General features: G+C 43.0%; 24 protein-coding genes. 21 read left to right on the top strand and 3 right to left on the bottom strand.

Translation table 11 applies throughout. The annotated features are described in order from the left end of the window. Nucleotides 1–31: 31 nt before the first annotated feature. The 17 genes from ACQKL5_RS17240 to ACQKL5_RS17160 all read left to right on the top strand — a co-directional run bounded on the left by ACQKL5_RS17240 (nt 32) and on the right by ACQKL5_RS17160 (nt 16,143). Entirely contained in the window at nt 32–994 is a 963-nt protein-coding gene (locus ACQKL5_RS17240) for an ABC transporter substrate-binding protein (protein WP_427610128.1), read from the top strand. A 7-nt stretch (nt 995–1,001) separates the two neighbouring features. Next, a complete protein-coding gene (locus ACQKL5_RS17235; protein ID WP_427610234.1) occupies nt 1,002–2,012 on the top strand; it encodes a FecCD family ABC transporter permease in 1,011 nt (336 codons plus the stop codon). A 5-nt stretch (nt 2,013–2,017) separates the two neighbouring features. Then, nucleotides 2,018–3,490 carry a heme ABC transporter ATP-binding protein gene (locus ACQKL5_RS17230; RefSeq protein WP_427610127.1) on the top strand — a complete coding sequence of 491 codons (1,473 nt, stop codon included), beginning with the start codon at nt 2,018–2,020 and terminating at the stop codon, nt 3,488–3,490. Continuing rightward, on the top strand, nt 3,487–4,452 hold the full coding sequence (gene cbiB, locus ACQKL5_RS17225) for an adenosylcobinamide-phosphate synthase CbiB (RefSeq protein ID WP_427610126.1): 966 nt from the start codon (nt 3,487–3,489) through the stop codon (nt 4,450–4,452). The genes ACQKL5_RS17230 and cbiB overlap by 4 nt, the downstream gene beginning before the upstream one ends. Continuing rightward, nucleotides 4,427–5,500, top strand: coding sequence for a threonine-phosphate decarboxylase CobD (gene cobD / locus ACQKL5_RS17220; protein ID WP_427610125.1), 1,074 nt, complete (start codon nt 4,427–4,429; stop codon nt 5,498–5,500). The genes cbiB and cobD overlap by 26 nt, the downstream gene beginning before the upstream one ends. Then, nucleotides 5,473–6,048: a bifunctional adenosylcobinamide kinase/adenosylcobinamide-phosphate guanylyltransferase gene (locus tag ACQKL5_RS17215; RefSeq protein WP_427610124.1), complete on the top strand. Its 576-nt coding sequence runs from the start codon at nt 5,473–5,475 to the stop codon at nt 6,046–6,048. The genes cobD and ACQKL5_RS17215 overlap by 28 nt, the downstream gene beginning before the upstream one ends. Then, nucleotides 6,045–6,836: an adenosylcobinamide-GDP ribazoletransferase gene (cobS, locus tag ACQKL5_RS17210; RefSeq protein ID WP_427610123.1), complete on the top strand. Its 792-nt coding sequence runs from the start codon at nt 6,045–6,047 to the stop codon at nt 6,834–6,836. The genes ACQKL5_RS17215 and cobS overlap by 4 nt, the downstream gene beginning before the upstream one ends. Then, nucleotides 6,794–7,432, top strand: a complete 639-nt coding sequence (locus ACQKL5_RS17205) for a histidine phosphatase family protein (RefSeq protein WP_427610122.1) — start codon at nt 6,794–6,796, stop codon at nt 7,430–7,432. Before cobS ends, ACQKL5_RS17205 begins: the two co-directional genes overlap by 43 nt. After that, nucleotides 7,366–7,794, top strand: a complete 429-nt coding sequence (locus ACQKL5_RS17200) for a bifunctional adenosylcobinamide kinase/adenosylcobinamide-phosphate guanylyltransferase (protein ID WP_427610121.1) — start codon at nt 7,366–7,368, stop codon at nt 7,792–7,794. Before ACQKL5_RS17205 ends, ACQKL5_RS17200 begins: the two co-directional genes overlap by 67 nt. Before the next feature lie 13 nt (nt 7,795–7,807). After that, on the top strand, nt 7,808–8,392 hold the full coding sequence (locus tag ACQKL5_RS17195) for a cob(I)yrinic acid a,c-diamide adenosyltransferase (RefSeq protein ID WP_427610120.1): 585 nt from the start codon (nt 7,808–7,810) through the stop codon (nt 8,390–8,392). A gap of 493 nt (nt 8,393–8,885) precedes the next feature. Then, nucleotides 8,886–10,430 carry a gluconokinase gene (gene gntK, locus ACQKL5_RS17190; protein WP_427610119.1) on the top strand — a complete coding sequence of 515 codons (1,545 nt, stop codon included), beginning with the start codon at nt 8,886–8,888 and terminating at the stop codon, nt 10,428–10,430. A gap of 89 nt (nt 10,431–10,519) precedes the next feature. Further along, nucleotides 10,520–10,999 (top strand): Cys-tRNA(Pro) deacylase, encoded by a 480-nt coding sequence (ybaK, locus tag ACQKL5_RS17185; RefSeq protein WP_427610118.1) that lies wholly within the window; start codon nt 10,520–10,522, stop codon nt 10,997–10,999. Nucleotides 11,000–11,099: 100 nt separating this feature from the next. Beyond that, entirely contained in the window at nt 11,100–12,218 is a 1,119-nt protein-coding gene (locus tag ACQKL5_RS17180; protein ID WP_427610117.1) for a PRK06851 family protein, read from the top strand. A 149-nt stretch (nt 12,219–12,367) separates the two neighbouring features. Further along, nucleotides 12,368–13,237, top strand: a complete 870-nt coding sequence (locus ACQKL5_RS17175) for an HAD family hydrolase (RefSeq protein ID WP_427610116.1) — start codon at nt 12,368–12,370, stop codon at nt 13,235–13,237. A 28-nt stretch (nt 13,238–13,265) separates the two neighbouring features. Beyond that, entirely contained in the window at nt 13,266–14,348 is a 1,083-nt protein-coding gene (locus tag ACQKL5_RS17170) for a PQQ-dependent sugar dehydrogenase (RefSeq protein WP_427610115.1), read from the top strand. A 145-nt stretch (nt 14,349–14,493) separates the two neighbouring features. Next, nucleotides 14,494–14,919 carry a MarR family winged helix-turn-helix transcriptional regulator gene (locus tag ACQKL5_RS17165; RefSeq protein WP_427610114.1) on the top strand — a complete coding sequence of 142 codons (426 nt, stop codon included), beginning with the start codon at nt 14,494–14,496 and terminating at the stop codon, nt 14,917–14,919. Between the two features lie 15 nt (nt 14,920–14,934). Continuing rightward, nucleotides 14,935–16,143, top strand: a complete 1,209-nt coding sequence (locus ACQKL5_RS17160; RefSeq protein WP_427610113.1) for an MFS transporter — start codon at nt 14,935–14,937, stop codon at nt 16,141–16,143. Nucleotides 16,144–16,284: 141 nt separating this feature from the next. Here the strand turns inward: ACQKL5_RS17160 and bshB2 are convergent, their stop codons facing one another. The 3 genes from bshB2 to pdxK form a co-directional block, all read right to left on the bottom strand. After that, nucleotides 16,285–16,950, bottom strand: coding sequence for a bacillithiol biosynthesis deacetylase BshB2 (gene bshB2 / locus ACQKL5_RS17155; protein WP_427610112.1), 666 nt, complete (start codon nt 16,948–16,950; stop codon nt 16,285–16,287). Between the two features lie 100 nt (nt 16,951–17,050). Next, complete coding sequence (locus ACQKL5_RS17150; RefSeq protein ID WP_402962039.1) at nt 17,051–17,398, bottom strand: YojF family protein; 348 nt, start codon at nt 17,396–17,398, stop codon at nt 17,051–17,053. Nucleotides 17,399–17,523: 125 nt separating this feature from the next. Beyond that, nucleotides 17,524–18,342, bottom strand: a complete 819-nt coding sequence (gene pdxK, locus ACQKL5_RS17145) for a pyridoxine/pyridoxal/pyridoxamine kinase (RefSeq protein WP_427610111.1) — start codon at nt 18,340–18,342, stop codon at nt 17,524–17,526. 439 nt (nt 18,343–18,781) lie between these two features. Here pdxK and mobA point away from each other — a divergent pair, with 439 nt between their 5' ends. From mobA to ACQKL5_RS17125, 4 genes are read left to right on the top strand one after another with little or no spacing between them, the layout of a single operon-like run. Then, nucleotides 18,782–19,417, top strand: coding sequence for a molybdenum cofactor guanylyltransferase (gene mobA, locus ACQKL5_RS17140; protein ID WP_427610110.1), 636 nt, complete (start codon nt 18,782–18,784; stop codon nt 19,415–19,417). Next, the gene (locus ACQKL5_RS17135; RefSeq protein ID WP_427610109.1) at nt 19,407–19,871 is read left to right on the top strand and encodes a molybdenum cofactor biosynthesis protein MoaE; all 465 of its coding nucleotides are present in this window, start codon (nt 19,407–19,409) and stop codon (nt 19,869–19,871) included. Before mobA ends, ACQKL5_RS17135 begins: the two co-directional genes overlap by 11 nt. Continuing rightward, entirely contained in the window at nt 19,864–20,097 is a 234-nt protein-coding gene (gene moaD, locus ACQKL5_RS17130) for a molybdopterin converting factor subunit 1 (protein WP_427610108.1), read from the top strand. Before ACQKL5_RS17135 ends, moaD begins: the two co-directional genes overlap by 8 nt. A gap of 19 nt (nt 20,098–20,116) precedes the next feature. Beyond that, the gene (locus ACQKL5_RS17125) at nt 20,117–21,136 is read left to right on the top strand and encodes a MoeB/ThiF family adenylyltransferase (RefSeq protein WP_427610107.1); all 1,020 of its coding nucleotides are present in this window, start codon (nt 20,117–20,119) and stop codon (nt 21,134–21,136) included. Nucleotides 21,137–21,267: the final 131 nt, after the last annotated feature.

Raw genomic sequence — 21,267 nt, 5'->3', positions numbered from 1 at the left:
AAATAAACGCAAGAAAGATGGGGGTTTTGTAATGAGGAAGATGTGTAGTCTCGTTTTTGTGCTAGGGTTGACAATCAGTATGCTGATTGGCTGTAGCGATATATCCAAGGAAGGAATAGAAGAAAAGCAGTCGACACAAGGTGAAAATCAAAGCTTCCCGCTTACAATACGAGATGCAGTTGATGAAAAGGTCACCATCGAGCAAAAGCCGGAAAGAATCATCTCATTAATACCGAGTAATACCGAGGCGGTCTTCGCTCTAGGTTTAGGAAAGAAAGTTATCGGAGTTTCCGAGAATGATAATTACCCGGAAGAAACAAAAGACATCCAAAAAATTGGTGGAATGGAAATAGACACTGAGATGATTGTATCCTTAAAGCCGGATATTGTTCTTGCCCACGAGAGTGTTCATAATTCAAGAGAAGGCATCCAGCAGCTTAAGGATGCTGGAATTCCAGTACTTACCGTCAACGATGCTCAAAGTTTTAAAGATGTGTATGCGTCTTTAATGATGATTGGGGAGGCAACAGGGGAACTTGATAAAGCAAAGGAAATCGTTACGACGATGGAGAAAAAGGTTGAAACGATCCAAGAAAAAGCTAAGACCATTAAGGATGAGGAAAGAAAAAGCGTGTTAGTGGAAGTTTCGCCGTCACCAGAAATTTATACGACGGGAAAAAATACTTTCATGGACGAAATGTTGGGCATCATTTCAGCGGATAATGTATCGGGTGGATTGGACGGATGGGTCAAACTTGATGAAGAGTCATTGATTGCGGCCAATCCAGATGTCATCATTACAACCTATGGTTATTACACAGGTAACCCAGTCAAAGAAGTCACGGGACGAAATGGATGGGATAACATCAAGGCAGTTAAGAATGGAGCAGTCTTCGATGTCCATTCGGACCTTGTTACTCGATCCGGTCCAAGGCTTATAGAGGGAGTAGAGGAACTTGCCAAAGCAGTCTATCCGAACGTTTTTGACAACTAAACGGGCAATGGCCTATTTATTTACTCTATCATTCTTGATTATCTCGATGGTGATTGGTATCTCTATAGGCTCGGTATCAGTTCCGGTACCGGTGCTCTTACAAATCATAGGCAAGGAAGTTCTTCATTTACCCATTGCCGGAGAACCGGATGAGACCTTGACGAATATCGTGATGAACATCCGTTTGCCGAGGGTGTTGCTAGCAGGTTTGGTTGGTGCCTCTCTTGCAATTGCAGGGGCAGCATTTCAAGGGCTGCTTCGGAATCCTTTGGCTGATCCTTACACATTGGGAATCTCTTCAGGCGCCTCGCTTGGTGCCGTGTTAACATTGTTTTTAAATATCTCATTGCCGTTTTTTGGCCTATATACATTGCCTACATTAAGCGTTCTATTTTCTTTGATGACGATTTTTTGCGTACTGATCTTCGCCAGAAAAATGGATCGATCCATGAAGGTGGAAACGATTATTTTAACAGGTATCATTTTCAGCTCGTTTCTAAGTGCCTTCATTTCATTGATGATTGCATTGACGGGAGAGGAATTAAGGCAAATCATTAGCTGGCTGATGGGGAGCGTCTCTATGCGCGGCTGGAATTATATTGCGATTATTCTGCCATTTTTCATCGTCGGTTCACTGATTTTGATGATGAACACCCACGAACTGAATGCCATGACGTTCGGGGAAGAGCGCGCGAGGCACTTAGGCGTGAATGTTCAACGGAGAAAAATGCTGATTCTGGTAGCGGGTTCGATACTGACTGGTGCGGCCGTCGCCGTTTCAGGGACGATTGGCTTTGTAGGGTTGGTCATCCCTCATTTGGTCCGCAGGATTTGGGGACCTGACCATAAGCACCTTCTGCCTTTATCACTGATTGTGGGAAGCGGCTTTCTGATATTGGCTGACCTGGTGGCGCGAACGATTATTGCACCTACAGAATTGCCGATAGGTGTAATTACCTCATTGATTGGTGCGCCGGCATTCGCGTTTATTTTATTAAAGAGACGGAGAGAAGGGTAAAAAGCATGCTTGAAGTGAAAGGGTTAACAGGGGGATATGACAATAAAGCTGTATTGGACTCTGTCTCGTTTAATGTGCAAAAGGGAGAGCTTTTCGGCATTTTGGGACCGAACGGAAGCGGAAAAACGACGTTATTAGGCATGCTTAGCGGTATCCTGGAGTATAAGGCGGGTACCATCGGAATCAAGGGGAAAGACCTACAGGAATATTCGGCCAAACATTTGGCACAGGTCATAGCTGTCCTGCCGCAGCATTCCTCATTAGCTTTTTCCTATACGGTAAAAGAGACCGTTTCTCTTGGGCGATATGCCCATCAAAGAGGTTGGTTTCATAGTTGGACTGACGAAGACGAAAAAATTGTTCAACGCGTGATGAGGCAAACAGGAGTGACGGATTTTCAGGAAATGCAATTTGAACGGCTATCAGGCGGAGAAAGGCAGCGGGTTTTATTGGCTCAGGCCCTTGCGCAGGAACCAGAAATCCTTTTTCTGGATGAACCGACGAATCATCTGGACCTTTCCTATCAAAAAGAGCTTCTCGATTTAATGAGGAAAATGGCTAAGGAGCAACAATTAACCGTCATTTCAATTTTTCATGATTTAAACTTGGCAGGCCTATATTGCGATCGGTTGATGTTGCTTGAAAAAGGTCATGTTCAGGTGATAGATGTTCCGAATGAAGTACTTCAACAGGAAAGGATTCAGCAGATTTACCGGACGAAAATTGAAAAGCATCCACACCCAGCCTTGCCAAAGCCGCAAATGTTCATTGTACCTGAGAAGCATGCTGGGGAGTTCGCTCCCTTGGAAATCAATGAAACTCACCTGAAGCAGAATTCAGAGTTCCTTCATTTGAGTTCGCCCATACCACTTAGGACCATGTCATCGGGTGTAACTGGTTCTGGAACGGGATGGCATCAACATTTCGTGAATCGTCATGTCCATTACGATTATAACTGCGAAGACCATCTTGCCGAAATGGCTGATTATTTAAAGACATACGGCTTCGAACCGCAGGAAACCGTCGGAATGATGACAGCCGTTTTTCTTGATACAGTGGCATACCGACTTTTACGGGATGGAGATTTTTCAATATTCGTCATGGTGACGGCTGGTGTGGGGAATGCCATCGACGCTTCTTTAGCAGATAAGCATTCATGGACATCGTCTCCTGGTACGATCAATACCTGGGTCTTTGTGAATGGCCACCTGGCGGAAGAAGCGTTCATTCACAGCATTGTGACGGCAACTGAAGCAAAAGTAAAAGCGCTTCACGATTTACACGTTCTTGACCAGGTGACAAAAACATGGGCGACAGGAACATCAACGGACAGTATCTTGATTGCGGCTACACAAAGAGGAACAGCCCTTCAATATGCAGGGACCATCACACCGCTTGGCAAATTGATTAGCCGTGGTGTGTATGATTGTACGGTAGAGGCAATTGAGAATAGTCGGAAACGGATTGAGGACCTATGATTTACTACCATCTTTATGCAATTACATTGGCATTTTTCCTTGATTTGTTAATAGGGGATCCTCCTAATTGGCCGCATCCGGTTAAATGGATAGGATCGCTGATTAATAAGCTTGATGGAGCTTTCAATAGCGGAAGAAGTAAAAAGCGAAAAGGACTGTTCATGCTACTGATCGTCTTACTGATCGTGTTGGTAGTGACATCCATGACAGTCTATCTGGCTTATAGGGTTCATCCTTTTGCCGGGATCGTCTGGGAAGCGCTCGTGATATCTACGACAATTGCCCAGAAAAGTTTAAAACAGGCCGGAATGGATGTTTATGAACCACTACATACGCAAGATATGGCCCAAGCACGGGTGAAGCTTTCTTATATTGTCGGTCGTGACACGGCTGATCTAGATGAGGCGGAAATCGTCCGGGGTACCGTTGAAACGGTGGCTGAGAACACGAGTGATGGTATCACGGCTCCCCTGTTTTGGGCTGCCATCGGCGGTGCACCGCTCGCCATGATGTATAGGGCAATCAATACATGCGATTCCATTGTCGGGTACAAAAATGATAAATATGGTGATTTTGGTTGGGCCTCCGCCAAGCTTGATGATATCGTGAACTGGATTCCGAGCCGATTGACCGGGTTCTTAATGTTGCTCGGTTCGATATCAGGGCATCATGGCTGGAGAAGACGTTGGACAATCTTATTCCAGGATGCAAAAAAACATCCTAGTCCGAACAGCGGATGGTGCGAAGTAGGGGTTGCGGCTCTCTTGGGAGTCCAATTGGGAGGGAGAAATGTATACAAAGGTGTGGTGTCCAACCGTGCCAGGATGGGCGTTTCAATTGTTCCGCTAGAAGCGATTCATATACAAAAAACGATTACCATCATGCATCGGGCTTCCTTTTTATTCTTGCTGATGCTTTGGTTAGGAGGACTTATATATGCAATTACCAACTCATGGATCTAATCCGCACTATCTATACGAAGCATTGGGTATCGATATGCCACAATCGTTTCTCGACTTCAGTGCCAACATCAACCCTTTGGGTCCGCCTTCTAGTATAAAAGAGAGATGGCCAGGGTTTTTTGAAGGGATTTTGGAATACCCCGATCCACATGCTTTGGAACTGACGCATTTGATTGCCAAAAAGGAAGCACTTCCTGAAGCATGCGTGCTAGTGGGGAATGGAGGAGCCGAAATCATAACGCTTGTGGCGAATGAATTGGCGAATGAACGTGTTTTGATCATTCAGCCAGCTTTTGCCGAATATGCAGAATCCTGTTTGGCAGCGGGCTGCAAGGTAGACTTTTTTCAACTTGAAGCCCCTAGTTGGGAACTTGATTTAGAGCGATTAGGTCCTCTTTTGCCTGAATATGCAGCAATCTTTTTATGTACGCCCAATAATCCCACGGGGATTTCCTACAAAAAGGAGGCAGTTTTGGAATTAATCCAAGCATGTCAAAAAGCTGAATGTTTAGTTGTGGTGGATGAGGCCTTTTATGATTTTACGGATACAGCCTTTTCCTATGCACCCCTTATTAAGAAATTCCCTCATTTGCTGATTTTACGATCGATGACGAAAATTTTTTCCATACCCGGCTTGAGACTGGGTTACCTGCTGGCTGACCCAGGCATCATTACTAGGGCTAAGGCCTTTAAGCCACAGTGGAGCGTCAATCATATAGCCATGGAAGTCGGAAAGCTCTGTCTGGTTGAGGACGAATATGTAAATAGAACAAGAGTATACATTCAAGAGCAAAAAAAGAGTTTATTTCGCATTTATAAAGAATTGGATATGGTGGTGTCCGATAGCACGGTGAATTTTTACTTGGTCCAAGACGAATCCATGTCCCTTTTCCCTTTTTTATTGAAAAAGGGGATTGTGCCACGCCACACCGTTAATTTTCCAGGTTTGGATGGTAGGTGGCTCCGGTTTGCCGTGAAGAGCCAACAGGATAATGAGGCACTGATGGAGGGGGTAAAACAGTGGAGAAATCGTGGCTCTATTTTATAACGGGAGGCGTTCGCAGCGGCAAAAGCAGCTTTGCGGAAAAAAAGGCGGTGGACCTTGCGATTCAATCGGGAGGGACCTTGCATTACCTTGCATGTAGCCGTAGTACCGATGCCGAAATGGAGAAGCGTATTGACCGGCATCGAAAGGATCGGGAGAGTAGTCCACTTGCTTGGACGACATCGGAATATCCGACAGATATAACACGGATCGGGCAGGCTCTGAATTCAAAGTCAATCGTGCTGCTCGATTGCCTCACAACGTTGTTGGATAACGAATTATTCCTTCCGGGTGTTCCTCTTGATGAGGACTTCTTATATGAAATATTCGCGAAAATAATTAATGGAATCGATGAAATCAGGAGTAAAGCTCAATGCTTGATCATCGTCAGCAATGAAGTGGTACAGGAGCCTATTTTTCAAAATGAATTCCTGCATATATACGGAAAAATGCTCGGTCAGCTTCATCAATCGATCGTAGACAAGGCTGACGAGGCTTATCTTGTGGAATCAAGCATTCCTATAAGAAAGAAAGAGGGTATCTCGGAATGAATACCTGGATCGGTTTTTTAATTAACCTACAATTTTTTACGGTATTCCCCATAAAAAAACAACTCCCGATGGATAAGAAATATATTCACCGGGCAATTCAAACGTTTCCTTTAGTCGGAATATTTCTAGGTTTGATTTTAGGGGGAGTGCTATATGGGCTTGTGGAATGGACACCATTTTCCTCCCTTGCCATTGCGTTCATGCTATGGGTATTAACGATTGCCTTAACTGGCGGTTTGCACCTGGATGGCTGGATTGACGCAAGTGATGCCTTCTTTTCGTACCAAGATAAAGAGCGACGTCTGGAGATCATGAAGGATTCCAGGACAGGAGCATTCGGTGTCATTTCCGTCATCGTCCTGTTGGCTGCCCGATTTATATTAATCTATGAAATCATTGAACAAATCAATCAATGGACTTATTGTTTGATCATCATGATCCCCTTTTTAAGTAAATGCGTGATGGGCTATTTACTTAGCCGGATGCAGCTGGCTAAAAAAGAGGGGCTAGGTGCATTCTTCCAAAGTGCAGTTAGGAAGAATAGCTTGCATATCTATTGGCTATACCTGCTTTTAAGCTTTGTAGTCGCTTATTTCATCGATTTCAAACTTATCGCTTTATTCGCTATTATGGGGTTTGCAGCATTACTCTTTCTCTTTTATGTAAGGCGGAAAATCCTTCGTTGGTTCGGTGGAATAACGGGCGATGTGCTGGGTGCATCGGTTGAAGGAGTTGAGATCTGGTTATGGTTGATTCTGTGGCTATTACATTACTTCGCCATGGGCTGACCGAAGCCAATGAGCGAAAGGCCTATTTAGGATGGACGGATTCACCCTTAAGCATGAAAGGAAAAAAGGATATCCAAGAGTTGAAGCACCTCTACCCAACGTATGAAAGAATTCATACAAGTGACCTAGGTCGGTGCACAGAGACGCTAAGGCAGTTGTTCCCGAATATTTTTATTGTGAAAAACCCTTCTTTCCGTGAAATGAATTTCGGCAGTTGGGAAGGCCGCACATATGATGAGTTGAAGACGAATGCCGAGTATCAAAAATGGTTGGAGAATCCCATGGTGGCAGAGGTGCCCAAAGGGGAAAGCTATCCGGAATTTTCAAGACGGGTTCAAGATGGTTGGATTCAGTTGACCGCTTCGGAGGATGGGCATTCTTATGCGTTGATGACTCACGCGGGAGTGATACGTGAGCTGCTTTCCTGTTATGCGCCTATGGAAAAACCCTTTTGGGATTGGTCGATACCCCATGCGATGGGATATGAGCTGATTTGGGATAATCGGGAAAGCTTGAGGAGGGGTGAGCGGTGCACTTTATTACAGGCGGTGCCTATAATGGGAAAACAAAATGGGCAAAGCGATTCTATGGTTTGAATAATGATTGTCTTTGGCTATCAGGTTATCAAAACGATCAACTGGATATAGGAGATTTCCAAGGAGATATCGTAGTGCTACAAGGGTTGGATGCATGGATCGGACAGGACGTGAACAAAATGGACGCGGGGTCAATCCGAAAGAAGTGGAAGGGAATCATGGAGGATTGGCGAATATGGGAGAAGGAAGAAGATGGTCGCACGTGCATCGTCATCGGTTCGGATATAACCAAAGGAATCGTTCCGATGGAAACGAAGGATCGTCAATGGCGTGATGCATGTGGATGGGTGTTTCAGGACGTGGCCTCCATTTCTATGCGCGTGGATGTCATCTGGTATGGGATCAGCCAACAAATCAAATAGAGGAGGAATAAAGATGAAAATTTATACACGCACAGGCGATAAGGGGCAAACAAGTGTAATCGGGGGTCGATTGGATAAGGATGATATCCGCGTAGAATCATACGGGACAGTGGATGAAGTGAATAGCTACATTGGGCTTGCCGTATCTGAATTGGATCCGACAATCTTCGCTGATGTTTTAGCTGATCTAGAGAAAATCCAGCACGAGCTCTTTGATTGTGGCGGTGATCTGGCAACAGTTTCCGATAAGGCCCCTCAAAAGCTGACAGATGAGGCAATCACTTATTTAGAAGAGCGAATAGATACCTTTATTACAGAGGCCCCTGAATTGGAAAAATTCATATTGCCAGGAGGTTCGAAAGCGGCGGCAACGATTCATATTGCCCGTACGGTGACCCGAAGGGCGGAGCGGTTGGTGGTCTCCTTGATTAAGTCTGGTGCAGCAGTATCTCCGTTATCCCTACAATATATAAATCGTCTATCGGATTATTTCTTTGCGGTAGCACGTGTGATTAACTTCCGCCTTGGTGTAAAGGATGTTGAATATGCCCGAAGTGCGAACGTATTTCGCGGTGGAAAAAGAAAGGATAAGGAATAAAAATAAATGCAAGAAAACCAGCATGATTTACATCTTCGCCCCTATCTCCCTTCTTGACTATGTGTAACGTCCTTTGGAAAACGTGAGAAGGAATTCGGACAGCAAGAAACCCCCTAACCAGAAAAGGTACTTGCTCGGTTCAAAAGACGTGTGAATGTGAAAATCTATAGGGAGATACCTGCTCAATGAGCCGGGTTTCTCCCTTTTTAATAGTCAGTCTTATTTTAAAGATACATGAATTAGGCTAAGCTACAGAAATAGTTTATGGATTCATGACTTAGTACATTCATCTGCTTAGTCTACAGTGTTGGTTTCTTTACATTGGTCTATAACAAGAGGTTTAATAAAGAAGAACGTAACAATCTGGATACACCTTCTACCTAGTGTACTGATAAATGTATGAATTGAAAAAGGCGAGAGATTTTAGCCGTTGCCTTATCCTAATCTTACTATTGAATACAATCGTTTAAGAGAAAGGAGCAGATGTTATAGCATGGAACATTCTAGTTATATGATGGGAATCGATATAGGGACGACAAGTACGAAGGTTGTTCTTTTTACGAAAAGCGGCAAGGTAGTTCAATCATGTTCTAAAGGCTATCCTTTGTATAGCCCCACCCCATCCGTTGCAGAACAAGATCCTGAAGAAATCTATAAGGCGGTACTGCTTGCAGTCGGTGAGGTCATGATTGCGAGTGGGATAGAAAAAGAAGAATTGGGCTTTATTTCATTTAGCGCGGCCATGCACAGCCTGATTGCTATGGATAAAGAGGGCAACCCGCTAACCAACAGCATTACTTGGGCAGATAATCGAAGTGCGGCCTATGCCGAGAAACTCAAGGCGACGGAAAAAGGCGAGAGATTATACCATCGGACGGGAACGCCGATTCATCCGATGTCACCCATCTCGAAAATCATTTGGCTTAGAAATGAACATCCTGGAATATTTAACAAAGCGGAAAAGTTTTTAGGGATTAAAGAATATATCCTCTATAAATTTTTCAATGAATATGTGATGGATTATTCGATTGCATCGGCGACGGGCATGTTTAACTTGAAAGGCATGACGTGGGATGAAGAGGCTATGGTGATTGCCGGAATTGGTCCGGAAAAACTTCCAAGGCTTGTGCCGACAACTCATATCCTTTCAAACCTGAGCGAAGGGTTGGCTGCCAATATGAATATTTCAGCCAATACGCCGATGATCATTGGTGCCAGTGATGGGGTGCTTGCTAATTTAGGGCAAAATGCAATTAGGCCGGGCGTTTTTGCGGTAACAATCGGCACAAGTGGGGCAGTCCGTACTGTCAGTGATCGTCCGCTTACTGATCCGAAAGGCAGAACATTTTGTTATGCTCTTACTGATAAGCATTGGGTGATTGGTGGACCGGTCAATAATGGTGGAATTACCTTCCGTTGGGCTCGGGATCAATTTGGACGGGAAGAAATTGCGAGAGCAAAAGAATTAGGTCAGGACCCTTATGAAATATTGACTGAAATGGCCACGAATATAGCACCAGGGTCAGATGGGCTGATTTTTCATCCCTATATGGCTGGGGAACGGGCACCGTTATGGAGTGCTGATGCAAGAGGATCCTTCTTCGGACTGGCTCTGCACCACACCCGCGATCATATGGTCCGGTCTGTACTTGAAGGCGTGATGTATAATCTGTACAGTGTACTTCTTGCTGTAGGAGAGCTGACTGGAGTCCCGGAAAAAATCCATGCGAGCGGAGGATTTGTCCGTTCCAAGCTTTGGCGTCAAATCATGGCTGATATATTTAATCAGAAAGTTACGATTCCTGAAAGCTTTGAAAGCTCGAGTCTAGGTGCAGCTATTCTAGGGCTGTATGCATTAGGTGAAATCGAAAGTCTGGATGCGGTCGAGGATATGATTGGAAACACGAATGAACTCCTGCCGATAAAGGAGAATGTGGAGGTATATCAAGAGTTGATACCGATTTACCTTTCCGTCAGCCAGCTATTAGAAGGCGATTATAAGCGAATTGCCGATTTTCAACGTCGTCATTTAGAATAAATAGAGAACGCACAGCTTATATGCTGTGCGTTCTTTTGGCTTATATCCAAAAATGGTAAGATATTAGAAAAAGTAAGGAGACTTTCAAGATGGGTACCAGTAAAACCAATGCCATGCGTATACTAGACAAAAAGAAAATAATGTATGAGATGATGAGCTATGACGTGAATGATGGGAATATTGACGGAATCTCGGTCGCTAATAAGGTGGAAAAAGCACCGGAAATGGTTTTTAAAACGCTTGTTACTCATAATGGGCCACAACAGCTTTATGTGTTTGTCATCCCTGTAACTGCTGAATTGGATTTGAAAAAAGCAGCCAAAGCAGCTGGCGTGAAAAAAATCGAAATGCTTGCCGTCAAGGATTTGCAAAAATACACTGGATATATCCGTGGGGGCTGTTCACCGATAGGCATGAAAAAGCAGTACCCGACCTTTATTGATAAAACCGCATTAAACCTGCCCGAAATCATCGTGAGCGGAGGAAAAATCGGAACACAAATCATCCTGAAGCCAACTGATTTCTTACTGGGGGCAGAGGCTGAAGCCATAGACCTTATAAAAAAATGAAGATATAGGAAACATCCGAAATCCTTAGGCATTCACCTACCCACGCTAAAAAGCATACGCTGTCATGAAGGTACATCTGTATGTAAAGGAGAGTGTGAAAGTGGTAGGAAGAGTGTTGCATTATTTCGCTGGGGGCAATACGGCCAAGGGTTTTTATAGCTTATATGATTCAAACCTAGCGGGTTTGGAGAAACTATTTATTTTAAAAGGTGGACCTGGATCAGGCAAATCAACGATTATGAAGAAAATTGGCCAGGAATGGTTGGATCGAGACTATGACATCGAGTTTTTACATTGTTCCTCCGATAAAGATTCTATCGATGGGGTTATCATACCCGCTTTGAAAGTGGGTCTTGTCGATGGGACAGCACCACATGTAATTGAACCTAAAGCGCCAGGAGCGGTAGAAGAATACGTTAACCTGGGAGCTGCTTGGTATTCTCAGCAGTTGGTGGCTGAAAGGACGAACATCATCAAGTTGACCAATGCCCGAAGCAGGAGCTTTGAGACGGCTTATGCACACTTCGCTAAAGCGTTGGAGATACATGATGAATGGGAAGAGATTTATAAGGCGAACATTGATTTTGCTAAATTAAACGGATTGACCAATAAATTGATTCAAGGATTTTATCGAGATATTTACTTGAATAAAAAAGCGGATGTACGTCATAGGTTTTTAGGAGCAGCCACACCAGAGGGTGCCGTCGACTATATTCCGAATATTACAAAAGATGTGCAAAAACGTTACTTTCTAAAAGGGCGGCCGGGATCTGGTAAATCGACGATGCTGAAGAAAATTGCCAAGTCTGCTGAGCAACGGGGCTTTGATGTGGAAATGTATCACTGTGGTTTCGATCCGGATAGTTTGGATATGGTAATTGTACGTGAAGTGGGAATCGCCATTTTTGATAGCACGGCTCCCCATGAATACTTCCCAAGCCTTGAAGGAGATGAAATAATCGATATCTATAAAACGGCCATCATTTCGGGAACCGATGAAATATATGCCGAGCAAATTAAGGATGTCTCATCTAGGTATCGGGAGAAAATGAATGAAGCGACAGCATGTCTGGCGAAAGCGAAAGAGCAGCATGACGAACTGGAAGAAATCTATGTAAAAGCCATGGACTTTACGGCGGTAGACGACATGACGAAAGATATCCAGGAACAGATTGTCGAGCGGGCACAGGCAGTAGATAACCCTACGATCTTACATTAAAAAGATGTATCTGCGCCCCATTGAAAGTGGGGGCAGATTCCTACATAGATGATTTGGGACCATCATTTGGAGCCAAAACGTGCAAAGATGTTTATCCATTCCCATTCAGGTAAAATAAGGTATATACAAGAAAAAAAGGAGCGGTTAGCTTGATTAAAACGATTGCCATTGATATGGACGGAACATTACTTAATAAAATGCAAATGGTGAGTGAAGAAAATAAGGCAGCAATCCAGCAGGCTCAAAAAGAGGGCATAGAAGTCATCATCGCTACAGGCAGATCATTTGAGGAAGCACGATATGCTTTAGACAAAGTAGGCATCGATTGTCCAATCATCTGCGTGAATGGAGCAGCCCTTTTCACAGAAGAAGGCAAGGTGGCAGCTTCCCATCCAATGCGACCAGCCTCTGTAAAGATTGCAGCTGAATTTCTTGAAGAACAAGGAATTTATTTTGAAATTTATACGAGCCAAGGTGTTTATTCTAAAAATTATGAGAAGGCAATTGATGCTCTTGTAGATGTGATGGTCACGGCAAACCATGATATTGACCCGTTGCATATCAGAAAGTATGCAGAGGACCGCTTGCGGTTAGGACATGTGAAATCCATTCCTGATTATACAGAAATACTTGAACAAGCTGATTTGGAACTGTATAAAATCCTTAGTTTCTCCACTGATTTGAATAATTTGGACCAAGTTGCTTCCCGGTTAAACAAGGATGAAGAGGTTGCTGTCACTTCTTCAGGCCGTGAAAATGTGGAAGTGACGAGCGAACAGGCTCAAAAGGGAATTGTGCTTGAAAAATATGTGAACGATAAGGGAGGTTCCATGCAGGAGACGATGGCCATTGGAGATAATTATAACGATGTATCGATGTTTGAACGGGTGGGGTTATCTGTCGCTATGGGAAATGCTCCAGTAGATATTCAAAAACTTTGTCATGAAGTGACGGAGACAAATGAGGAACATGGCGTCGCCAAGGCCATTCTAAAGGTTCTTGACCATTCAGTCGACTAATTTTAGAAATCGATCGGAGGAAAGCTCTTTGAAAAGATGGGGTCCATTGCTCATTGTGATTATGATGGCATTGACTGGTTGTACGGTGTCGGACGAAAACGACAAAGCACAGCCAGATTCGGAGAAAGACTCTAGAGAAACCACGAGCGAAGGGCCGGAGGTAGTGTTAACAAATTTAGATGCTCCTTGGTCCATTCAGAAAGTCGGAGAGACCCTGTATGTTTCAGAACGTTCAGGCACCATTGTCCAATGGAAAAACAATGAAATGGTGAGACATAAGGTTAAGCTAGAAAAAACGTTATCCTCAAAGGCAGAAGCGGGATTACTCGGTTTTGTGCTCCCACCAGATTTTTCAAAGAGTCATCGAGCTTATGCATATTACACCTATGAAGAGGGAGGACAATCACTGAATCGAATCATCTTGCTACAGCAGGAATCTGATTTATGGATAGAAAAGAAAACCCTAATCGATAAGATTCCGAGCGGCGACTATCATCATGGTGGACGTATAAAGATTGGTCCAGATGGCACATTATATGCCACTACTGGGGATGCACGGGCAGCAATGATTGCTCAAGATATTAAGTCGTTGGGTGGGAAGGTCCTGCGCATGAATCTTGACGGTACCATCCCGGAAGATAATCCCCTTGATCATTCCTATATCTATTCATACGGACATCGCAATCCACAAGGCCTTGCATGGGATAATATGGGGCAACTTTACGAAAGTGAACATGGTGAATCAGCACATGATGAATTAAATGAAATTCTTCCAGGAAAAAATTATGGCTGGCCGGAGATTGAGGGAAATATGACAAAATCCAATATGGAAGTTCCGTTGATTCATTCCGGAAATGATACGTGGGCGCCTTCTGGAATTGCGTATTTTGATGGAAAGCTTTTTGTAGCCTCCTTAAGAGGAGAAGCGCTTAAAAGTTATGATATCCAGTCTGGGAAAATGACGGATTTGGTAACAGATTACGGACGGATAAGAGATGTGTTGGTAGATGGGGATTTTCTTTATTTCATCAGCAATAATACAGATGGCCGTGGAAAGGCAGCCGCTGGAGATGATAAACTTTATCGTATGCCTTTAGCAAATTTGCAATGAATGATGTCCTGAAAAGGGCATTTTTTTTATGCTTTTTGGAATGGTAAATGTATGAGCCATTTATGTGTAAGTACTTTCTGGACTGGACATTTTGGTTATACAGTAGTATAGTTACCTAGGTAACTAATTTTCAGGAGGAATCCCTTTGTTTTTACGCAATGGTTTATTTTTTCACCATAATCTGCAGTTCTCAAGGACGTTTACAAAGAAGTTGAATGAGCAATTAGCCAAAGTCGATCTTTTTCATTCTCAATGGATGATTATTTATTATTTGAAACAATATGGTAGTTCTACTATGGTCGAAATCAGCAATTATCTGGATGTCGAAAAACCGACAGTAACACGGACGGTGAATCGGCTAGAAGAACGAAAATTAATAGAACAAATACCAGGGAAAGATAAACGGGAACGGAGAATTCAGTTAACTGATTTAGGTGAAAAGACATACCTGAAAGCTAGAAAGGCAGTTGAGGAATTCGAACTTAATCTTATGGATGGTTTGCCTGAAGAGGACCGGATAGCAATGCTACGGACCTTGAAATTCTTAAAGGAAAAGTTACAACAATCGTAAGGAAGAAGGATTGAAATGAATCAAAAACCAAAATTGTGGACGAAAGACTTCATTATTGTTTCTTCTGCAAACTTTTTTCTCTTTTTAACTTTTTATGTCTTAATGGTCACATTGACCCTTTATACGATGGATAATTTCCATTCTTCTCAAGCTCAAGCTGGACTCGCCTCGAGTATATTTGTCTTGGGAGCTGTACTTGTACGCCCAATCGCCGGAAAAAAGATTGACCAATTAGGCCGGAGAAAAATGCTTCTGGGATCGTTGGTCTTATTTCTACTAGCCTCTGTTTTCTATACGCAAGTGGATAGTTTATCCCTTCTATTTATTGATCGGTTGATTCATGGGATTTCATTTGGCCTTGCTACGACCGCCACCGGAACGATTGCGGCTGATATCATACCGAATGAAAGGCGGGGAGAAGGTACAGGGTACTTTGCGATGAGTACGAACCTGGCCATGGCGTTCGGTCCGTTTATCGGGTTGTTTATTACGCAGCATTTTAACTACTCCTTTATTTTCTATGCCGCGTCCCTGTTTGCTGCCTTTTCTTTAGTGGCTTCTTTGTTTTTATTTGTACCAGAAGCAACAAAAGATCAAGCACCTCGACCAAAGGGCTTCCATATCAAAGACTATTTCGAAAAACGCGCATTGCCAATTTCCATACTTGTCGGGTTCGCAGGTTTTGCTTATTCGAGCATCCTATCCTATTTAACATCTTTTGCAAAAGAAATAAACCTACTGGATGCCGCAAGCTTTTTCTTTGTAGTGTTTGCTATATTCTTATTGGTAACCCGTCCATTTACAGGGCGCATGTTTGATGTAAAAGGTGAAAATGCTGTTATTTATCCATCTATTTTGCTATTTGCAATCGGTATGGTGATACTCAGTCAATCGCAACATGCCTTGACGCTCTTGATTGCAGGTGCATTCATCGGTGTAGGATATGGCACGTTTCAGTCAAGCGCACAGGCTATATCCATCAAGGAATCTCCATCAAATCGTATGGGATTGGCAACCTCCACATTCTTTACCTTTTATGATTTCGGTATTGGTTTAGGGCCGTTTATGCTAGGTTTTCTTGTTCCTTATACCGGATTCAAAGGGTTATTCGTCTGTATGGCTGTTCTGTCATTCGTGTTAATAGGTATTTACTATATAGTTCATGGTAAAAAAGCTTCATTAAGGGCATCTGAGAAGAATGCGGATGACCAATTAATCTCTTGATTTTTTGTTTAAAACGATGAAAAAGGGGTAAGCTGAAAATATGATTTACTTTTCTTAAAGTAATCCCCCTTTTTCTCCGCCTGTTATAAACAGGCGTTTTTTTTATGAGTGGAAATAAAAAAACCGCCATTTGGCGGTTTTTTAAAATTTATAGGTCCATAATCGCTCTTTCCGAATCCAATCGAGAAACTCAGCGTCTTGGTTTTCAAACTTTTCTTTCCAATCGACAACCATTGCCTGTGTTTGCGACCGGTGTGCTGTTATAGCCGCAACCTTTTGATCTTCAGCTGCGGTGATGTCATGGATGATATCAGGTTCTCCCAATTCATCAATGCAGTTGTTGGAAAAGGCGACACAATGGAGTTTAGGACGATCTTTCTTCTCCATTCTTTCTACAGCGCGAACGACTGCTCGTGCTGTTGCTTCATGGTCGGGGTGAACGCTGTAACCCGGATAAAAAGTAATGACCAATGAAGGGTTTAGTTCATTAATTGCTTCTGTGAATATAGCGGTTAATTTTTCATCATCCTCGAATTCAATGGTTTTATCTCGTAAACCAAGCATGCGCAAATCCTGGATGCCGATGGCGTTCGCTGCGTCCATTAATTCTCTTTTGCGAATTTTAGGAAGGGACTCTCTTGTTGCGAAAGGAGGATTTCCTAAATTTCTGCCCATTTCCCCAAGAGTCAAGCAAAGGTAGGTAATTGGTGTGCCAGCTTCACTTTGTAGGGCAAGTATCCCGGAAACCGAAAAGGCTTCATCATCGGGGTGAGGGAAAATCACTAAAATATGCTGTTCTTTCTCCATGTTCCTTGTCTCCTTTCGTTTTACTTACATTAAACATAGGCCCGCTAAAGACATGCTTACGCAGGGGGATAACTAAAGTATCTGTGTGACGTCTATTTGATTATTCGAAGGGCGTGGGGCTGATTTGCAAGGAAACGGCAAGTTTTCCTGTGAAATCAAGTCCTGCTAACAACAATCTCCCTTGATCATCGATTTCGAAGTGGTTTACGCCTTCAGCGTACACCCAGCCAATTTTGAGTTTTAAGCCGACGCGAAAGGGTCCGTCTCCCACAATCTTTCCGTGCTCATATTGAATATGAGCATTACGAATATAAGCGCCTGCTGAAAAAAAAGCTTCATCCACATGGGTGGCATAGGCTCCGTTCGTCGTTTCGAGGTGAAGATATACATCTTGTCCTGCAAATGAATCAATGGCTTTTTGCACCTCTGTACGGTTTATAGGCTTCATTCGACAATTCCTCCTTTACTCGGCAACTTTAAGCATTTTCTATCTTCCTATTTTACTAAAGATAATCAAAAAAAGCGAAGAGGGCCGCTCGAGTATTTTGAGCAACCCTCTATATCCTATTATTTTTATTTACCGGCAGTTCCATATTTATGGTAGGCACCATGATTGACTGGACCTACATAATCATTCATTTTCCATGAATGGCGGACAGCTTCTGTAATGAAGTCTTTAGCCACATAAATGGCTTCACGAGGACTTTTGCCTTCAGCCAATTGAGCAGTAATGGCAGCAGAAGATGAGCAACCGGCTCCGTGAGTATTGGTCGTTTCAATTTTTTCAGATTCAAGGATCTCGAACTCTTTTCCGTCATATAGAAGATCGATTGCCTTTTCATGATTAAGCTTGTTTCCACCCTTGATCAAGACATATTTAGCACCAAGTGCATGAATTTTTTCTGCAGCCTTCTTCATGTCCTCGATGGTTTTGATAGGGGCTGTCCCGGCTAATTGCGCCGCTTCAAAAAGGTTTGGAGTAACGACTGTTGCACGTGGAACAAGTAACTCACGAAGTGCGACAGCTGTTTCTGGATGTAGAACTTCATCTTCCCCTTTACAAACCATAACAGGATCGATGACGACTTTGTCCAATTTCAATTCGTCTATTTTACGGGCAACAAGTTCAATGATTTCCACCGATCCAAGCATCCCTGTTTTCATGGCATCTATCCCGATAGAAAGAATTGTTTCTAGTTGCGCTTCTAAAATTTCGACCGGTGTAGGGAAAACATTATGAGACCAACCGTTTTTAGGGTCCATGGTGACGATTGTCGTTAAAGCGGACATTCCGTAAATCCCGAATTCTTGAAATGTCTTTAAATCAGCTTGAAGGCCTGCACCGCCGCTGGAATCTGAACCAGCAACAGTCATAGCTCTATTCATGGTCATTATTTGACCTCCTCAGGAGTATGGATTGATATGGATATTAACAGTGTGCCAAGTAATATCTTGTTTTTAGAATATACCAAAATTTATATTATGTAAAACTAAGAACATGTTCATAAATATGCGCCCTAAAATGGGAAGGCTCATGTAGTCAACTGAATGAAAATCAACTAGTTATTTTTATGGTTACTCAACCAAAAAGTGGATAATAATAGTGGTTTATTCATTGAAAACCCGCTAATTATGAGCAAATTCTTATTGAGTATGTGATTCGTCAGTGAAATATGCTATATTCAATCTTTTGATAAAGGTGTGAAAGTGTTAATATTTTAAAAGTTGATTTAAACTATTGAGGTACCACTGAATTTTTAAAAAGATGGATCTTTCATTATAATGTTTCCAATAGGTAAAAAGTTCAACCACACATAGGGAGGTATATCAGATGGATTGTACGATCTTGCTTTTAGCCGGTGGCCAATCAAGTCGCATGGGTGTGAATAAAGCCTTGTTGAAAATTGGCGAGGAAGTAAACATCAAAAGAGTGGCAAACGTCTTTAAGGAAGTTACGGAAAACATTCTGGTTGTTACGAATTCACCCGAGGAATATCGCTTTCTTCAGCTCCCTTTCATTCCTGATATATATAAAGGTCAAGGACCCCTTAGTGGCCTTCATGCTGGAATGTCCTTTTCCAAAACAGATTTGCAGGTCCTTAGCGCCTGTGACATGCCTTTTGTAAGTGCCGAAGCAGTTAATGAAATGCTGTCCTACCATGAGCCAGGTCTTGACGCCATCATTCCGGAAATCGACGGTCGACTTCAACCACTTTTTGCGGTTTATCACAAAAACTGTTTACCCAAGCTTACGGAATGTCTAGAGAAGAAAGAATTGAAAATGAAGCTTTTTCTAGAAAAGCTGACGGTGAAAATCATCAAGGAAAGTGATTTTACGCTATATCATAATGACCCCGATCATTTTCGGCTTCTCTTTTTTAATATGAATACCATGGAAGATTATGTAGAAGCGAAACATAGATATCAAACTGAATTTGTTAGAAAGGAAGGTAAACATGAATTTTGAAATCTCGAAGGAACCGATCGTCATTCAAGAAATAGTGGATAAAGTAGTTAAGCGGGATGCAGGTGCAGTCACGACCTTCATTGGTACCGTTAGAGAAATGACGAAGGGCAAGAAGACTCTATTCTTAATTTATGAAGCGTATGAGCCGATGGCAGTCAAGAAGTTAGAACAAATTGGATCTGAAATTAAGGAGAGATGGCCTGACGCAGAAACGGCAATTACTCACCGTGTAGGTAAATTGGAAATTACGGATATTGCAGTGGTCATCGCCGTAAGTACACCGCATCGTAATGATGCATATGAGGCTAATCGATATGCAATAGAAAGAATAAAAGAAATTGTCCCTATCTGGAAAAAGGAACATTGGGAGGACGGAGAGACATGGGTGGGCAACCAACTAGAAACCGTCTCTTATCCGAATGGAAAACCAAATGAGGAGGATCTCGATGATTAATGTACTTTTGTTTGCACAATTAAAGGATGAATTAGGCAAAGAGTCTTTATCTATAGAAGGAAATGGTTTGAGCGTGGCTCAGATAAAGGAAAAGATTAAGGCAGAGTTCCATTTAGATGGTCTTGAAACGGTAATGACTGCGGTCAATGAAGAGTTTGCCGGCGACGAAGAGTTAGTGGCAGATGGGGATACCATCGCTTTTATACCACCTGTTAGTGGAGGCTAATTAGATAGGGGGAATCATAGTGGATGAAAGATATTCAAGACAAACCTTGTTTTCTCCGATTGGTGTTGGAGGGCAAGCCCACATTCGTCAGAAGCATATCTTGCTTCTAGGTGCTGGGGCGCTTGGTTCTGCTAACGCAGAAGCCTTGACTCGCGCAGGTGTAGGAAAGGTCACCATTGTGGACCGGGATTATGTCGAGTCCAGTAATTTACAACGTCAACAGCTCTACACGGAACAAGATGTTGAGGATAAACTACCCAAGGCTGAAGCGGCAAAGCAGCATTTGCATGCTATTAATCATGAAGTAGAAGTAGAGGCAATCATCATGGATGCCTCTGCACAAACACTTGAACCATTACTGGATGATGTAGATTTAATAATAGATGCAACAGATAACTTCGAAACTCGGATGATTATCAATGATTTATCACAGAAGCTTCAGATACCTTGGATTTACGGAGCCTGTGTAGGCAGTGTAGGCATGACGATGACAATCCTTCCGGGCAAAACGCCTTGTATGAACTGTTTAATGAAGACCATTCCAGTACAAGGGATGACCTGTGATACGGGTGGAATCATCTCACCGGCCGTAACCATGGTTGTGGCTCACCAAACTGCCGAAGCTTTAAAAATATTGGTCGAAGATTGGGAATCGGTTCGGCCGACTCTTGTCACTTTCGATTTGTGGCGAAACCAATATCAAACGATTAAATTAACGAAGGCAAAAAGGAAAGATTGTCTTTCCTGTGGCGAGCAGAGGACCTATCCCTTCTTAAATCCTGAAAACAGGACCAAAACTGCTGTCCTCTGTGGTCGGGATACTGTACAGGTCAGACCATCAAAGCCATTGAAACTTCAACTCGGGAAATTGGCTAAAGATTTACAGGGGAGTGGCTATCTGATCAAAGTTAATCCCTTCCTTCTTTCTTGTGAAAAGGATGGCGAACGAATGGTCGTTTTCGAAGATGGACGGGCGTTGATCCATGGAACCAAAGATATTGTCCATGCAAAGGTCCTCTACCAAAGAATTCTAGGGTAACGCAAAAACGAGGCTGCCAAGAGGCGCCTCGTCTTTTTAGTGTGCCCGGCATGGGTGCAATCTATAGGGTGTGAGTCCCGAACCATGAAGGCAGTAGTAGTGGTTAGCTTAATGCAAGGGTGTCCACGGTA

The sequence above is a fragment of the Peribacillus sp. NPDC097675 genome, from assembly GCF_050277655.1.
Taxonomy (GTDB): domain Bacteria; phylum Bacillota; class Bacilli; order Bacillales; family DSM-1321; genus Peribacillus.
Note: the sequence above shows the minus strand (reverse complement) of the source record. Positions and strands in the feature narration are given on the sequence as shown.

Excerpts from the sequence above, each read along its gene's own strand:
- ACQKL5_RS17240 (WP_427610128.1), top strand. The coding sequence starts at position 32 with ATGAGGAAGATGTGTAGTCTCGTTTTTGTGCTAGGGTTGACAATCAGT.
- ACQKL5_RS17235 (WP_427610234.1), top strand. The coding sequence starts at position 1,002 with ATGGCCTATTTATTTACTCTATCATTCTTGATTATCTCGATGGTGATT.
- ACQKL5_RS17230 (WP_427610127.1), top strand. The coding sequence starts at position 2,018 with ATGCTTGAAGTGAAAGGGTTAACAGGGGGATATGACAATAAAGCTGTA.
- cbiB (WP_427610126.1), top strand. The coding sequence starts at position 3,487 with ATGATTTACTACCATCTTTATGCAATTACATTGGCATTTTTCCTTGAT.
- cobD (WP_427610125.1), top strand. The coding sequence starts at position 4,427 with ATGCAATTACCAACTCATGGATCTAATCCGCACTATCTATACGAAGCA.
- cobS (WP_427610123.1), top strand. The coding sequence starts at position 6,045 with ATGAATACCTGGATCGGTTTTTTAATTAACCTACAATTTTTTACGGTA.
- ACQKL5_RS17205 (WP_427610122.1), top strand. The coding sequence starts at position 6,794 with ATGGTTGATTCTGTGGCTATTACATTACTTCGCCATGGGCTGACCGAA.
- ACQKL5_RS17195 (WP_427610120.1), top strand. The coding sequence starts at position 7,808 with ATGAAAATTTATACACGCACAGGCGATAAGGGGCAAACAAGTGTAATC.
- gntK (WP_427610119.1), top strand. The coding sequence starts at position 8,886 with ATGGAACATTCTAGTTATATGATGGGAATCGATATAGGGACGACAAGT.
- ybaK (WP_427610118.1), top strand. The coding sequence starts at position 10,520 with ATGGGTACCAGTAAAACCAATGCCATGCGTATACTAGACAAAAAGAAA.
- ACQKL5_RS17160 (WP_427610113.1), top strand. The coding sequence starts at position 14,935 with ATGAATCAAAAACCAAAATTGTGGACGAAAGACTTCATTATTGTTTCT.
- bshB2 (WP_427610112.1), bottom strand. The coding sequence starts at position 16,950 with ATGGAGAAAGAACAGCATATTTTAGTGATTTTCCCTCACCCCGATGAT.
- ACQKL5_RS17150 (WP_402962039.1), bottom strand. The coding sequence starts at position 17,398 with ATGAAGCCTATAAACCGTACAGAGGTGCAAAAAGCCATTGATTCATTT.
- pdxK (WP_427610111.1), bottom strand. The coding sequence starts at position 18,342 with ATGACCATGAATAGAGCTATGACTGTTGCTGGTTCAGATTCCAGCGGC.
- mobA (WP_427610110.1), top strand. The coding sequence starts at position 18,782 with ATGGATTGTACGATCTTGCTTTTAGCCGGTGGCCAATCAAGTCGCATG.
- ACQKL5_RS17135 (WP_427610109.1), top strand. The coding sequence starts at position 19,407 with ATGAATTTTGAAATCTCGAAGGAACCGATCGTCATTCAAGAAATAGTG.
- moaD (WP_427610108.1), top strand. The coding sequence starts at position 19,864 with ATGATTAATGTACTTTTGTTTGCACAATTAAAGGATGAATTAGGCAAA.